Below are 14,022 nucleotides of genomic sequence, written 5' to 3'. Positions count from 1 at the left end.
GCGGCGCCACCATGATCCCGCCCTCTTGCTTGTGCATGGGTTCTGATCGACAAAGGTCGTGACCGTAGGTTAGGACGGTATCGTGGTGAGCAGCGCGGCAGATGCGGGCGAAGAGAGCGCGGTGGAAGCCGTTGCCGAAGGCGTGACCGATGCGGTCGACGCCGCGGCCGGCGTGCGCTCCGCCCTCGACCGCATCCTCGCCTCGGCCGATTTCGCCTCCTCGCCCCGCTTGGCCGCATTCCTGAGATTCGTGGTCGAATCGACGCTGGACGGGCGCGCGGACGCGCTGAAAGGCTACACCATCGCGGTGGAGGCCCTCGGGCGGCCGCCGTCCTTCGATCCCCAGACCGATCCCATCGTGCGGGTGGAAGCCACCCGGCTGCGGCGCGCGCTGGAACGATATTACGCGACCATCGGCGCCGACGATCCGGTCATCATCGACGTCCCGAAGGGGGGGTACGTTCCCCAGTTCCGGAGCCGGGGGCCGGAGGACGCGGCACCGGCTGACGTGGATGCGGCCGGCACGCTTCCGGAAGCCGCCGAGCTGTCGGCCGAGATCGTCCGCCCCCGCCGGCTGCTCCCCGCCATGGCGGCCGGGCTCGCGGTGGTCGTGAGCGTGGGCATCGGCCTTGCCTTGTGGAATTCCGAGATCAAGGCGCCGCATGATGCGGCATCGGCTTCTGCGACAGCGGACCGGATCCGGCTGCCACTGGTAGAGGTCCGCACCTTCGAGGCGTCGGGTGACGGCGCGCCGCCCGTCACCGAGCTGCGCGCCATCGAGGAGCGGATGCGTGATGCCTTCGCCCGCTTCGATTTCACCCAGGTGCGCGCGGCCGGGGCCGACATTCACGAGGGGGCCGTCGCCGAAGCCTGCTCGGCCAAGGTGCCGCGTTCCGTCTTCTCCCTCGCCGGCCTCGCCGAAGGGCGGCCGGATGGCACCTTCTCGCTCGCCGTGCGTCTCACGGATCGCTGCGACGGTTCCATCGTCTGGTCCACCATGATGGACGGGCTGGCGGGCGCCGGCAGGCTCGCGGAGAGCGAGCAGCGAGTGATCCACGACGTCGCCGTCGCGGTGATGGAAGGCTACGGCGTCGTGCAGGTGCGCGCCCGCTCCCAGGCCCTCGCCCGCGCACCGGCCTCCGGCTATGGCTGCGTGGCGGCCGCCGCCGCGCAGCGCCGCAGCGACAGCCAGGAGACGCGGCCGGAAATGAAGGCCGAGACCCGGCAGGAGACGCGCGGCATCAATGTGGACGAGTGCCTCGCCGAACTGACCCGCCGCGATCCCGCCTTCGCGCTTGGCCATGCGGTGCGGGCCGAGACCCAGCTCCAGCGCACTCTGCACGACGATACCCCGGCCCCCTCCGAGGCCGAGCTTGAGGTGATGCTCGACGAGGCCGAGCGCGCCGTCGAGCTGGCCCCGGCCAGCGCGTATGCGGCCCGCGCGCTTGCCCTGGTGCAGCTTTTTGCCGGTGAGCCGGACGAGGCGGTGGCGACCGCCGAGCGCGCCCTGCGCCTCAATCCGCTGGATTTCGATGTGGCGGCCACGGTGGGCGTGGTGTTCATCGGCGCCGGACGGATCGCCGAGGGCGAGACGCTGCTGGCCAACGCCCGCCGCGAGGGCGCCGTGGCCACGCCGTTCCGCGATTCCTATCTGGCGCTCGCCGCCTTCCTGCGTGGTGACCTGATCGCGGCGCAGGCGCTGCTGCCCCAGCTGACGCTCCATCCGACGGTGGAGAACCGCATCGCGCTCGCGCTCAGCCTCCACGCCCTCGGCCGCCACAGCGAGGAGCGGGATGTGGTCAACCTGATGGTTCATCAGGCCTCCGACGGTGCGGATGGCGTGCGCCGGCTGGTGACGCGCCTGCTGCCGTCGAAGGATCACGCCGCGCGTGCGCTCGCGGCGCTGGAAAGCGCAGGCCTGTCCGCCGAGGCCGGCGGGGGCAAGCCCCCGCGGGGGTGAAACGGCAGGCCGGCCTGATAGGATCGGCAGAAGCGACGCCACGCAAATGGGTTGTGCGGTCGGCAAAGCTTCCTTTACCCTGTCCGGCGTTTACTGCCAGGGATGTTCGTATTACGCGATCCGCATTCCATGTCTCAATTTTCCCTCGCCCGCCGCTCCGGCGGGCCGGCCCGCCTGCTGATATGCGATCCCGATCCAGCGGTGCGCGCCACGGTTCGGGCCGCGCTCGCGCGCCGTGATTCCCTCGATATGGTCGAGGCAGCCGATATCACCACGGCTCTGGCGCTGCTGCCGCGCTGCACGTCTGCGCTGGTCGGCACGCTCGATCCGGACGAGGCGGTCCGGCGCGTAAGGGCCAGCGGCTTTGCTGGCACCCTCGTCGTGGCGCTGGCCGAAGGCTCGGTGGCCGATGCGGTCGCCGCGATGCGGGCCGGGGCCGACGACGTGGTGCAGAAGCCGTTCGTGGTCGAGGAGGTGATGGACCGCTTGCTGGCCGCGACCCCGGCGCGCCGCCCAGAACGTCGGCGCCGGGCGGCCCGTCCCCTGCCGCGGGGCGGCGATTTCTGCGGTCTCTACGGGCGCTCAGCGCCCATGCTCGCCGTCTATGCCCAGATCGAGCGCCTTGCCGCCTCCCGCGCGGCGGTGTTCGTGACCGGCGAGAGCGGCACCGGCAAGGATCTGGTGGCGGCGGCTGTCCACGCCGCGTCGTCGCGGCGCGATGCGCCCTTCGTTGCCCTTAACTGCGCCGTCATTCCCCCCGAACTCATGGAAATCGCCCTGTTCGGCCGCGAGGATGCGGGCGCCATGGACCGGGCCCAGAGCGGCACGCTGCATCTCGACGAAATCACCCAGATGGAGCCGGCCTGTCAGGCCCGGCTGATGCACTTCATGGAGACCGGCCGCTTCAGCCCCGTGGGCGAGGTGGCAGAACGGGAGGCGGACGTCCGCCTCGTCTGCGCCACAAGCCGCGACCCACTGGAGGAGGTGCGCGCCGGCCGTCTCCGGGAAGACCTCTACTATCGGCTGGCCGTGCTGCCGCTGGCGCTGCCGCCGCTCCGCGCGAGGGGCGACGACGTGCTGCTACTGGCGGAAACCTTCCTCGCCCGCTTCGCCGGTGAGGAAGGACGGCCGATGCCGCGCTTCACGGCCGAGGTGGTGGAGGCGCTCCGCGCACACCGCTACCCCGGCAATGTGCGCGAGCTGCAGAACCTGATGCGCCGGGTTGTGATCCTCAGCGAGGGCGGCACCATTCCGCCCGGTCTGCTGGCCCAGCCCGACGCGCCCGAGGCACCGGCCGCCGGCCGCTCCCCCGAGGTGCTGATCCAGGGCTGGTCGGACAACTTCTCCTGGCAGGGACGGGTGGAGCCGCTGTCGGTGGTGGAGCGGCGGGCCATCGAGGCCGCCATCGCCGCCTTCGACGGCAACATCTCGCTCGCCGCCGCCGCCCTCGACCTCAGCCCCTCGACCCTCTATCGCAAGAAGCTCGCCTGGGGCGATCGCACGCGCCTGTCGTGAGCCGTCTCAGAGGATGAAGCGGCTGAGGTCCGCGTTCTTCGCGAGATCCGAGACGCGCGAGCGCACATACTCCGCATCCACCACCACCGTCTCGCCGGAACGGTCCGGGGCGGAGAAGGAGAGGTCGTCGAGCACCCGCTCGATGACCGTCTGGAGACGTCGGGCGCCGATGTTCTCCACATTGGAGTTCACCTCCACGGCGGCATCGGCGATGGCCTCCACGGCGTCCGCGGTCACGTCCAGCGTCACGCCTTCCGTGCCCATGAGGGCCACCGACTGCTTGACGAGGCTCGCCTCGGTCTCGGTGAGGATGCGCACGAAATCGGCCCGGGTCAGCGCCTCCAGCTCCACCCGGATGGGCAGGCGGCCCTGAAGCTCCGGCAGCAGGTCTGACGGCTTCGAGACGTGGAACGCGCCGGAGGCGATGAACAGGATGTGGTCGGTCTTCACCGACCCGTGCTTGGTGGACACGGTCGTGCCCTCGATGAGCGGCAGCAGGTCGCGCTGCACGCCCTCGCGGGAGACGTCCGCGCCCGAGCGGCCCTCGCGCCCGGCGATCTTGTCGATCTCGTCGAGGAAGACGATGCCGTTGTTCTCGACGGCATGGATCGCCTCCTGGGTGATGGCGTCCTGGTCGATCAGCTTGTCCGCCTCTTCGGTGAGAAGCAGGGGATGGGCCTCCTTCACCGTCACGCGGCGCGGCTTGGAGCGGCCACCGAAAGCCTTGCCCAGCATGTCGCCCAGCGAGATGGCGCCCATCTGCGCGCCGGGTATGCCGGGGATCTCGAACATGGGCATGCCCTGCTGGCCCTGCTGCACCTCGATCTCGACTTCCTTGTCGTCGAGTTCGCCGGCCCGGAGCTTCTTGCGGAAGGCGTCGCGAGTGGCCTGAGAGGCGTTGGCGCCCACAAGGGCGTCGAGCACGCGGCTCTCCGCATTGAGGTGGGCCTTCGCCTGTACGTCCTTGCGCTTGGCTTCGCGGGTCAGGCCGATGCCGACCTCCACGAGATCGCGCACGATCTGCTCCACGTCGCGGCCCACATAGCCCACCTCGGTGAACTTGGTCGCCTCGACCTTGAGGAACGGCGCACCGGCGAGGCGGGCGAGGCGGCGAGAAATCTCGGTCTTGCCGACCCCGGTGGGTCCGATCATCAGGATGTTCTTGGGCAGAACCTCCTCGCGCAGCTTTTCGTCCAGCTGCTGGCGGCGCCAGCGGTTGCGCAGGGCGATGGCGACCGCGCGCTTGGCCTTGGCCTGGCCGACGATGTGGCGGTCCAGTTCGGAGACGATCTCGCGGGGGGAAAAGTCGCTCATGGAATCATGTGTCCTTCTGGCGATGGCGGGGCCGGGGGCGCTCAGGACCCGATGGTTTCCACGACGATGTTCCGATTGGTGTAGACGCAGATGTCCGCCGCGATCTCCAGCGATCGCCGCACGATGGCCTCCGGGTCCTCCTCGCGGTCGAGGAGGGCGCGGGCGGCGGCCAGGGCATACATGCCGCCCGAGCCGATGCCCGCTACGCCCGCATCCGGCTCCAGTACGTCGCCGGTGCCGGTGAGGACGAGGGACACCGAGGCATCGGCCACGATCATCATGGCCTCCAGCCGGCGCAGATAGCGGTCGGTCCGCCAGTCCTTGGCGAGTTCCACGGCGGCGCGCTGCAACTGGCCGGGATACTGCTCCAGCTTCGCTTCCAGCCGCTCGAACAGCGTGAAGGCGTCCGCGGTGGCGCCGGCGAAGCCGCCGATCACGTCGCCCCGGCCCAGCCGGCGCACCTTGCGCGCATTGGCCTTCAGCACGGTCTGGCCGAGCGTGACCTGCCCGTCGCCGGCGATGGCGACCCGGTTGCCCTTGCGCACGGTGACGATGGTGGTGCCGTAAATGGTATCAGGGGAATGCTGCATAAAAAGCTCCGCTTAGGGCTTACTTATGCGCTTCCGCGGCCGGCGCAACTCGCCTCCCGCTCAGCTTCCGTTCAGGAAGGCGCGCACGGTGGTGCAGAAGTTCTCCGGCGCCTCCACCATGGGGCAGTGGCCGCTGTCGATGATCTCATCGAGCTTGGCGCCGGGGATGCCGTTCGCCAGCTCGCGGGCCATGGCGGGGGCGAACACGCGGTCGTCGTCGCAATAGATGGCGAGGGTCGGGGCCGTGATGCGGCCGAGGCGGGTGAGGCTGTCGAAGGCGACGCAGACCTCCACCTGGCGGATGAAGGCGTCCTTCTCCTGATAAAGACCCGCGTCCAGCGACTGCTGGACCGCTGCAAACAGCGGGATCTTGTTGAGCGTGCGCATGCCGAGCACGAACGAGGTCAGCGCTGCGCCGAACGTCAGCTCGTTGTCGAGCTGGAGCCGCAGCTCCTTGAAAAGCCGCATGATCTCGGTGGTGTAGAGATCGTTGCGGGCGATGGTGTTGGACAGCACCAGCCGGTTCACCCGCTGCGGCGCGGCGATGGCGAGTTCCTGGGCGATCATGCCGCCCATGGAATGGCCGATGACGTGCGCCTTTTGAAATCCCGAGGCATCCAGCACGGCGAGGGCGTCGCGGGCCATGTCGGCGGCGGTGTAGGGCGCTTTGGCGCGCTGACTCTTGCCGATGTCGCGGTTGTCGAACTCGATGAGGGTGAAGCCCGTCAGCAGCGGGCGCGACAGGGCCCAGAAGGAGCGTTCGGCCGAAAGGCCCGAAATAATGAGGAGCGGCGGGCCCTCGCCGCTGACCTGATAGGCAAGCTCCAGCCCGTCGTTGTGCGTCGTCGGCATCGGCGATCCCCGTCGAGTTGACGGTGCCGCTATGCCATAGAAGCCGATCCGAGGCGAGGCGGCCTGCGCGCACGCGGCGTCATCTCATCGCCATATGGCGTTGCAGCGATGTTGCTGATAGAAGCCGCAGCCTTGGAGGAGTTCCATGCGCAAGGCCGAAATCGTCCGCGAGACCAAGGAGACCAGCGTCACGCTCGCCGTCGACCTCGACGGAACGGGCCGGACGTCTGTGGCCACCGGTGTCGGCTTCCTCGACCACATGCTGGACCTGCTCGGCCGTCACGCCCGTTTCGACCTCGATATCAAGGCGGTGGGCGACCTCCACATCGATTTCCACCACACCACCGAGGATGTGGGCATCGTCCTCGGCCAGGCGGTCAGGAAGGCGCTCGGCGACATGCGCGGCATCACGCGCTATGCCGACGTGCTCCTGCCCATGGACGAGACGCTCACTCGCGTCGCCATCGACGTTTCCGGCCGGCCGTTCCTCGTCTTCCGCACCGAGTTCGCGGTGCCGAAGATCGGGGAGTTCGACACCGAGCTGGTGCGGGAATTCTTCCAGGCCTTCGCCTCCAATGCCGGCGTCACCCTGCATGTGGAGACGCTGTATGGGGTGAATGCCCACCACATCGCGGAAAGCTGCTTCAAGGGCCTCGCCCGGGTGCTGCGCGCTGCGGTGGCGGTGGACCCGGCGGCGGCGGGGGAAATCCCCTCCACCAAGGGCGCCCTGGGCACGTGACGCGGAAGACGTGAGGCAGCCATGGCCAGCTGGACCGTTCTGACCCGCACCGTCGCCGGCGACACCGCCGAGCAGGCGGCAGGGCGCACCGTGTTCGTGCGCGAGAAATTCTCCTGGCTGACGCTGTTCTTCGCCCCCATCGTGCTGCTGCGTTTCCGCCTGTGGCTGGTGTTCGCGGCCTATGTGGCGGTGGCTGTCCTCGTCAGCCTCGCGGAAATCTGGGGCGGCCTCGCCGACGGGGTCGGCGATGCGGTCATGATTGGCTTCCATGTGCTGCTGGCGCTGGAATTGCCGCGCCTGCGGCAGCGCAAGCTGGAGCGGCTCGGTTATGAAGAGGCCGCCGTTGTGGTCGCCGCCGACCGGGATGAGGCGGAACATCGCTTCTTCGCGGAATGGGACGGGCTGTTCCCGGCGGCGCGTGCCGCCTCCGCCCTTCCTGCCATCCGCCCGTCCTTCCCGGCTCCGGGCGGTTCATCCGGCGTCATCGGCGCCTTTCCGGGAGCCTGAGGCGTGACCGTCGCCATCATCGACTACAATTCCGGCAACCTGCATTCCGCCGCCAAGGCCATGGAGCGCGCGGCGCAGAGCCTTGCGCATGAGGCCGGCCAGAGCGTCATCGTCACCAGCGATCCGGATGTAGTGCGCACCGCCGACCGCGTGGTGCTGCCGGGCGTCGGTGCCTTCGCCGACTGCCGCGCCGGACTCGATGCCGTTCCCGGGATGGTGGAGGCGATGACCGAGGCGGTGAAGGGCAGGGGGCGCCCCTTCCTCGGCATCTGCGTCGGCCTGCAACTCCTCGCCGAGCGCGGGCTGGAGCACGGCGTGACCGAGGGCCTCGGCTGGATCCGTGGCGAGGTGGATCGCATCACCCCCAACGATCCGACCCTCAAGATTCCGCACATGGGCTGGAACACGCTGGAAGTAGCGCGCGAGCACCCGCTGCTCGCCGGAATTCCCACCGGCGCATCCGGCCTTCATGCCTATTTCGTCCACTCCTACCACCTCAAGCCGGCGGACGGCATCGACCTTCTCGCCACCACCGACTACGGCGGCACCATCACCGCCGCGGTGGCGCGGGATAATGTGGCCGGCACTCAGTTCCATCCCGAGAAGAGCCAGACCCTCGGCCTCGCGCTCCTCGCCAATTTCCTGAAGTGGCATCCGTGATCCTCTTTCCGGCCATCGACCTCAAGGACGGCCTCGCCGTGCGCCTCGAACAGGGCGACATGGCGCGAGCCACCGTGTTCAATCGCGACCCCGCCGCCCAGGCGGAGGAATTCGAGACCCTCGGCTTCCGCTATCTCCACCTCGTTGACCTCGATGGCGCCTTCGCCGGCAAGCCGGTGAACGCGGCCGCCGTGGACCGCATCCTGGAGACGGTCTCCATCCCTGTGCAGCTCGGCGGCGGCATTCGCGACATGCGGACCGTGGAAGGCTGGCTGGAGAAGGGCGTCACCCGCGTCATCCTTGGGACCGCCGCAGTGCGCGACCCCGACTTCGTGAAGGCCGCGGCGAAAGCCCATCCCGGCCGCATCGTGGTGGGCCTCGACGCCCGCGACGGGTACGTCGCCGTGGAAGGCTGGGCGGAGACGTCCGAGCTTGCCGCCGTGGACATCGCCCGGCGCTTCGAGGATGCGGGCGTCGCCGCCATCATCTACACGGACATTGCCCGCGACGGCCTGCTGAAGGGCCTCAACCTCGAAGCCACCATCGCGCTGGCCGAGGCCATCTCGCTGCCGGTGATCGCCTCCGGCGGCCTCGCCTCCCTGGCCGACATCGAGGGATTGCTCGCCCCGGCCGCGAAGAAGCTCGAAGGCGCCATCACCGGCCGGGCCCTCTATGACGGCCGGCTGGACCCGCGCGAGGCCCTCGCGCTGGTGGCCGGACGATAGGTGCGCCATGCTGAAGGTCCGCGTCATCCCCTGTCTCGACGTGAAGGACGGCCGCGTAGTGAAGGGCGTCCAGTTCGTGGACCTGCGCGACGCCGGGGACCCGGTGGAAGCCGCGCGCGCCTATGACGCCGCCGGGGCCGACGAACTCACCTTCCTCGACATCACCGCCAGCCACGAGAATCGCGGCACCATCCTCGACGTAGTGCGCCGCACCGCCGAGCAGTGCTTCATGCCCCTCACCGTGGGCGGCGGCGTGCGTACGGTGGACGACGTGCGCACCCTGCTGCACGCTGGGGCCGACAAGGTCTCCATCAACACCGCCGCCGTGAACCGCCGCGCCTTCGTGGGCGAGGCGGCGGAGAAGTTCGGCGAGCAGTGCATCGTCGTCGCCATCGACGCCAAGAAGGTGTCGCAGCCGGGCGAGGTGAACCGCTGGGAGATCTTCACCCACGGCGGGCGCAACCCCACTGGCCTCGACGCCATCCAGTATGCCCGCGAGGTGGTGGACCTCGGCGCCGGGGAAATCCTGCTCACCTCCATGGATCGCGACGGCACCGGGCAGGGCTTTGACTGCGCGCTGACCCGTGCGGTGGCGGATGCGGTACACGTGCCGGTCATCGCCTCCGGTGGCGTCGGGATCCTCGACCACCTGGTGGAGGGCATCCGCGACGGCGGCGCCTCGGCGGTGCTCGCGGCCTCCATCTTCCACTTCGGCACCTTCACGGTGCGCGAGGCCAAGGACCGGCTGGCCGAGGCCGGTCTTCCGGTACGGCTCGACTGAGCTTCGCCGGGGGCACTGCTAAAGCAGCGCTTCCGGTTAACCCGTTTTTCGCATTTTCTTGATGCGAACCGCACCCCATGTCGCTGAAAATGCTTCAGTGCCTCCGTTCCTGACCCTTCCTGTGGGGCCGACCCGATGAGCGACAGCTTCACCCTCGCCGACCTCGAAGCCATCGTCGCGGCGCGGGCCTCTGCGGACGCGGGCTCGTCCTACACCCGCACCCTGCTCGACAAGGGCGTCGGCAAATGCGCCCAGAAGCTGGGCGAGGAGGCGGTGGAGACGGTGATCGCCGCCGTTTCGGGCAGCGACAAGGATCTGGTGGGGGAGGCGAGCGATCTCCTCTATCACCTCATGGTGGTGCTCAAGGCGCGCGGGATCGCCCTCGCCGACATCCACGCCGAGCTTGCGCGGAGGACCGCCCAGTCCGGTCTCGCCGAAAAAGCCGCCCGTCCTCAGGCCTGACAGAGACATCGCGACCATGGACCGGCCCCTCGATCCAGGCCTCTCCCCGTATCGCTCCTTCTCCCGCGAGGAGTGGGCGAAGCTGCGCCGCGACACCCCCATGACGCTGCGGCCGGACGAGATCGCGCGGCTGGAAGGCCTCGGCGTCCGCCTCTCCATGAAGGAGGTGGAGGAAATCTACCTCCCCCTCTCGCGCTTGCTATCGCTCTATGTGGCGGCGACGCAGAAGCTCTACCGCGCCATGACCCACTTCCTCGACCATCGCGAGGGAGAGACGGCCGGCGAGGAGAAGATGCCCTACATCATCGGCGTCGCCGGCTCGGTGGCGGTGGGCAAGTCCACCACCGCGCGCGTGCTGCAGGCGCTGCTCGCCCGCTGGCCCAACACGCCCAAGGTGGACCTCGTGACCACCGACGGGTTTCTTCTGCCCAATGCCATCCTCGAGCGCGAGGGGCTCATGGAAAAGAAGGGCTTTCCCGAGAGCTACGACGTTGCGCTGTTGCTGCGTTTCCTCACCGACATCAAGGCTGGCCGCCGTCCGGTGCGCGCGCCGCTCTATTCGCACTTCTTCTATGACGTGATGCCGGACCAGTATGTGGAGATCGACCGGCCGGACATCCTCATCGTGGAGGGGCTGAATGTGCTCCAGACCACGCGCCCGCCCAAGGACGGCAAGGCGATCCCCTTCGTCTCCGACTTCTTCGACTTCTCGGTCTATATCGACGGGGACGAGGATGTGATCGAGCGCTGGTACGTGGAGCGCTTCATGCGCCTGCGCGAAACCGCCTTCACCGATCCCCTGTCCTACTTCCACCGCTATTCGCAGCTCTCCGACGACGAAGCGCAGGCCACCGCGCTGTCGATCTGGCGCCGGATCAACCTCGTGAACCTGCAGGACAACATCCTGCCCACCCGCCAGCGCGCCGACCTCATCCTGCGCAAGGCCGGCCGCCACGAGGTGGCCGAGGTGAGCCTCAGGCGGCTGTAGGCCGCCGATGTGGCTAACCCTTGTGTAAGCTGCCGATTGATGGGGAAATGGTGTCCCGGAAGGGATTCGAACCCCTGACCTGCGGTTTAGGAAACCGCTGCTCTATCCTGCTGAGCTACCGGGACACGCCCCCCTTCTAAATCGCGGCACGCCGGGAGGGAAGGGGCGGGACGGTGGCTTTCCCCGCCCGAGGCGGGACGCGACGGCCCGGGCAGGGCGAAAGGCGCGGTAAGGACAGTTGATCGGCGCGGCCTTCAATCGGTGGCCCGGTTGCAGCTATCGTCGTCGGATGACGCAGGGCCATCCACCATTGCGCGCCGGAGCATGGCGCAGCACGCGTTCGTTTCGGACGCGGTGGCGCGTCATGGCCTTGAGTGGCGCCATCGTCCTTGGCGCTGGTCTGTCCTGCACAAGCGTCGCCCCTGCCGTCGCCCGATCGGCCCCGAGGGGTGTCGCACCGGCGGCTCCCGCGGAGGCTGTCTGCTCAGTCAGCGCGCAGGATGTGGCGGGACGGGGCGCCCGCTGGAGCGATACGGGAACGCTGACCCTCGCGGATGGCAAAAGCCTCGTCCCGGAAGGCATCGCGCTGCCGACGCGGCTGTGGCCCGACACGGCGATGCTGGCGCGCGCCGCGGATGCGGCCGCTTCGGTACTGGAGGGATGCACGGTGGCGCCGGCCTCCGCCGCGCTCGACCGCCATGGCCGGCTTGTCGGAGCCGCGGGGCTCGCCTGCCCGATGGCCGAACCAACCCGGCGGGAGGATCTTGCCACCGCCCTGGCAAGGGCAGGCGCAGGTTACGCCACGGCCGATGGCGATGCCGCCTGTGCGGCGCAACGCCTTGCGGCCGAAGCAGAGGCGCGCCTCGCCCGCCGTGGCATCTGGAGCCTTGGCGCGGCCATTGCGCCGGCCGGCGATCAGCGCGCCATGGAGGAACGGCTCGGCCTGTACACCGTTGCGGAAGGACGGGTCCTCGCGGTTGGCGGGCGGGATCGGGTGTTCCTGAATTTCGGGTCAAGCTGGAAGCAAGATTTCACTGTCATGCTGGCGAGGGAGGATTTCGCCACAATCTTGGGCGATAGGCTCGATCCTGCCATCTTGCGCGGGTCCCTTATCCAGGTAAGGGGCGTCGTTCGCGAGGAGGGCGGGCCGGCGATGGCGCCGCGGCGACGGGGCGAGGTGCTGCGCATCGAGGGCGAGGCTCAGGCCAGGCCCGATGGGCAGGCGCTGCCGTCGAGGCGCCGGGAGCGGTGAACGGATGCGTGAGGTGCTGGGTGCGTGAGGCGCTGACAGGGCAGGGTGCGGCGGGGCGGGTTCGGGCCGAACGGCCTGTGCGCACGCGTGTCCTGCGCTTCGGGCCCGGCGCACGCCTGGGCGCTTGGCGCGCGCTTCTGGCCTGCGCCGCCGTCGCCTTCCCCCTCTGGCTGACCGGATGCACGGGCATCGATCTCGATCAGGTGAGCGTGCCGCTCACCTCTGCCAGCCCGCCGTCTGAATATGCCGATATGTCGCCCAGTCAGCGGCGCGAGCATGAAAAGCTCGTGGCGAGCTATGGTGGCGCCTACGATGATCCCGAATTGAAGGCGCTCATCCAGAAGGTGGTGGAGCGCCTCGTTGCGGCCTCCGAGCGGCCGGACCTCAAATATCGCGTGACCGTGCTGAACTCGCCGGCCATCAACGCCTTCGCGCTTCCGGACGGCTCGCTCTACGTGACCCGAGGGCTGCTGGCGCTGGCCAACGACACATCCGAGCTGTCTTCCGTGCTCGCCCACGAGATGGCGCATGTCATCGCCCGCCACGCCACCATCCGCGAGGACCAGGTGAAGCAGGCGGTGCTGGTGAGCCGCGTCATCTCGGACGTGGTGAACGACCCCGACCTCGGCGCCCTCGCCATGCAGAAGAGCCGGCGCACGCTGGCCTCGTTCAACCGCGGGCAGGAACTCGAGGCCGATGCCATCGGCGTCGGCATTGCCGCGCGTGCAGGCTTCGATCCCTATGGCGCCTCGCGCTTCCTCGCCGACATGGGCCGCTATTCGGAGATGAAGAGCACGGCCTTCTCCGGGTCGTCCTCCAGCACGCCGGACATGGATTTCCTGTCGTCGCACCCGGCGACGCCAGAGCGCATCTCCATTGCCATCGCCAATGCCCGCCAGTATGCGCCGGCGGCGGGGCCGTCCGACGGCGAGCGTGACCGCAGCGCTTATTTCAGCGTCATCAATGGCATGGTGTATGGCGATGACCCCAAGGAGGGCTTCGTCCGCGGGCGCAAGTTCCTGCATCCCAAGCTCGGCTTCACCTTCACCGCGCCGGAGGGATTCTCGCTGGAGAACACCTCCCAGGCGGTGCTGGGCGCCACCCAGACCGGCCGCGAGGCGTTGAGGCTCGATGCCGTGCGCATTCCCGCCGACCAGTCCCTGGGGCAGTATCTCTCTTCCGGCTGGATCGACGGGGTGGAGATCAACACGGTCGAATCGCTCACCGTGAACGGCTTCAGCGCGGCTACTGCCGTGGCGCGGGGCGACCAGTGGTCGTTCCGCATGTTCGCCATACGCTTCGGCTCGGACGTCTACCGCCTCATCTTCGCCGCCCGCGAGCTGACGCCGGAGCTGGACAAGCAGTTCCGCGCTGCCGCCGATACCTTCCGCCGCGTCTCCTCCGGCGAGGCGGACACGGTGAAGCCGCTGCGCGTGCGCATCGTCCAGGTGGGCCTCGGCGACAATGTGGAGAAGATCGCCGGCAAGATGCAGGTGCCTGACCGGCCGGTGGAGCGCTTCCTCATCCTCAACGGGCTCGAGGCCAATGCCCGGCTGAAGTATGGCGACAAGGTCAAGATCATCGCCGATTGAGGCGCGGGGCGCTCCCGGTGAATTGATGGGACGCAAGAAGCTTCACCGCTGGCCGCTGCTATGATCGCGTCTCCCGCTGCGGGAG

14 protein-coding genes and 1 tRNA gene are annotated in these 14,022 nt (G+C 68.8%); 11 read left to right on the top strand and 4 right to left on the bottom strand.

The genetic code is table 11. From position 1 onward, the window contains the following. Nucleotides 1–85 precede the first annotated feature (85 nt). Both ACT54R_RS05070 and ACT54R_RS05065 read left to right on the top strand, forming a co-directional pair. Nucleotides 86–1,960, top strand: coding sequence for a tetratricopeptide repeat protein (locus ACT54R_RS05070; RefSeq protein WP_476324227.1), 1,875 nt, complete (start codon nucleotides 86–88; stop codon nucleotides 1,958–1,960). Between the two features lie 129 nt (nucleotides 1,961–2,089). Continuing rightward, a complete protein-coding gene (locus ACT54R_RS05065) occupies nucleotides 2,090–3,475 on the top strand; it encodes a sigma-54-dependent transcriptional regulator (RefSeq protein WP_476324226.1) in 1,386 nt (461 codons plus the stop codon). Nucleotides 3,476–3,481: 6 nt separating this feature from the next. Here ACT54R_RS05065 and hslU read toward each other — a convergent pair whose 3' ends face one another. The 3 genes from hslU to ACT54R_RS05050 are packed head-to-tail and all read right to left on the bottom strand — an operon-like array spanning nucleotide 3,482 to nucleotide 6,231. Then, the gene (gene hslU, locus ACT54R_RS05060) at nucleotides 3,482–4,789 is read right to left on the bottom strand and encodes an ATP-dependent protease ATPase subunit HslU (RefSeq protein ID WP_476324225.1); all 1,308 of its coding nucleotides are present in this window, start codon (nucleotides 4,787–4,789) and stop codon (nucleotides 3,482–3,484) included. A gap of 41 nt (nucleotides 4,790–4,830) precedes the next feature. Next, complete coding sequence (hslV, locus tag ACT54R_RS05055) at nucleotides 4,831–5,379, bottom strand: ATP-dependent protease subunit HslV (RefSeq protein ID WP_168460094.1); 549 nt, start codon at nucleotides 5,377–5,379, stop codon at nucleotides 4,831–4,833. Between the two features lie 60 nt (nucleotides 5,380–5,439). Further along, on the bottom strand, nucleotides 5,440–6,231 hold the full coding sequence (locus ACT54R_RS05050) for an alpha/beta fold hydrolase (protein ID WP_168460090.1): 792 nt from the start codon (nucleotides 6,229–6,231) through the stop codon (nucleotides 5,440–5,442). 145 nt (nucleotides 6,232–6,376) lie between these two features. Here ACT54R_RS05050 and hisB point away from each other — a divergent pair, with 145 nt between their 5' ends. From hisB to coaA, 7 genes are all read left to right on the top strand, one after another. Further along, the gene (hisB, locus tag ACT54R_RS05045) at nucleotides 6,377–6,970 is read left to right on the top strand and encodes an imidazoleglycerol-phosphate dehydratase HisB (protein ID WP_476324223.1); all 594 of its coding nucleotides are present in this window, start codon (nucleotides 6,377–6,379) and stop codon (nucleotides 6,968–6,970) included. 21 nt (nucleotides 6,971–6,991) lie between these two features. Further along, on the top strand, nucleotides 6,992–7,477 hold the full coding sequence (locus ACT54R_RS05040; RefSeq protein ID WP_476324221.1) for a DUF2628 domain-containing protein: 486 nt from the start codon (nucleotides 6,992–6,994) through the stop codon (nucleotides 7,475–7,477). Nucleotides 7,478–7,537: 60 nt separating this feature from the next. Next, on the top strand, nucleotides 7,538–8,137 hold the full coding sequence (gene hisH, locus ACT54R_RS05035) for an imidazole glycerol phosphate synthase subunit HisH (RefSeq protein ID WP_476326387.1): 600 nt from the start codon (nucleotides 7,538–7,540) through the stop codon (nucleotides 8,135–8,137). Continuing rightward, nucleotides 8,125–8,862, top strand: coding sequence for a 1-(5-phosphoribosyl)-5-[(5-phosphoribosylamino)methylideneamino]imidazole-4-carboxamide isomerase (hisA, locus tag ACT54R_RS05030; protein ID WP_476324219.1), 738 nt, complete (start codon nucleotides 8,125–8,127; stop codon nucleotides 8,860–8,862). The genes hisH and hisA overlap by 13 nt, the downstream gene beginning before the upstream one ends. 7 nt (nucleotides 8,863–8,869) lie before the next feature. Continuing rightward, nucleotides 8,870–9,643, top strand: a complete 774-nt coding sequence (gene hisF, locus ACT54R_RS05025; protein WP_476324217.1) for an imidazole glycerol phosphate synthase subunit HisF — start codon at nucleotides 8,870–8,872, stop codon at nucleotides 9,641–9,643. 135 nt (nucleotides 9,644–9,778) lie between these two features. After that, nucleotides 9,779–10,105, top strand: a complete 327-nt coding sequence (locus ACT54R_RS05020) for a phosphoribosyl-ATP diphosphatase (protein WP_476324215.1) — start codon at nucleotides 9,779–9,781, stop codon at nucleotides 10,103–10,105. Nucleotides 10,106–10,121: 16 nt separating this feature from the next. Next, nucleotides 10,122–11,093 carry a type I pantothenate kinase gene (gene coaA / locus ACT54R_RS05015; RefSeq protein ID WP_168460063.1) on the top strand — a complete coding sequence of 324 codons (972 nt, stop codon included), beginning with the start codon at nucleotides 10,122–10,124 and terminating at the stop codon, nucleotides 11,091–11,093. Between the two features lie 48 nt (nucleotides 11,094–11,141). On the opposite strand, the gene ACT54R_RS05010 is transcribed toward coaA, so the two are convergent. Beyond that, nucleotides 11,142–11,218, bottom strand: a tRNA-Arg gene (locus ACT54R_RS05010). Nucleotides 11,219–11,595: 377 nt separating this feature from the next. On the opposite strand from ACT54R_RS05010, the gene ACT54R_RS05005 reads away from it, so the two are divergent. Both ACT54R_RS05005 and ACT54R_RS05000 read left to right on the top strand, forming a co-directional pair. Next, nucleotides 11,596–12,345, top strand: a complete 750-nt coding sequence (locus tag ACT54R_RS05005) for a hypothetical protein (protein WP_476324213.1) — start codon at nucleotides 11,596–11,598, stop codon at nucleotides 12,343–12,345. 77 nt (nucleotides 12,346–12,422) lie between these two features. Beyond that, complete coding sequence (locus ACT54R_RS05000) at nucleotides 12,423–13,937, top strand: M48 family metalloprotease (RefSeq protein WP_476324211.1); 1,515 nt, start codon at nucleotides 12,423–12,425, stop codon at nucleotides 13,935–13,937. The last annotated feature ends 85 nt before the right edge of the window (nucleotides 13,938–14,022 follow it).

The organism is Xanthobacter sp. DMC47, from assembly GCF_056313845.1.
Note: the sequence above shows the minus strand (reverse complement) of the source record. Positions and strands in the feature narration are given on the sequence as shown.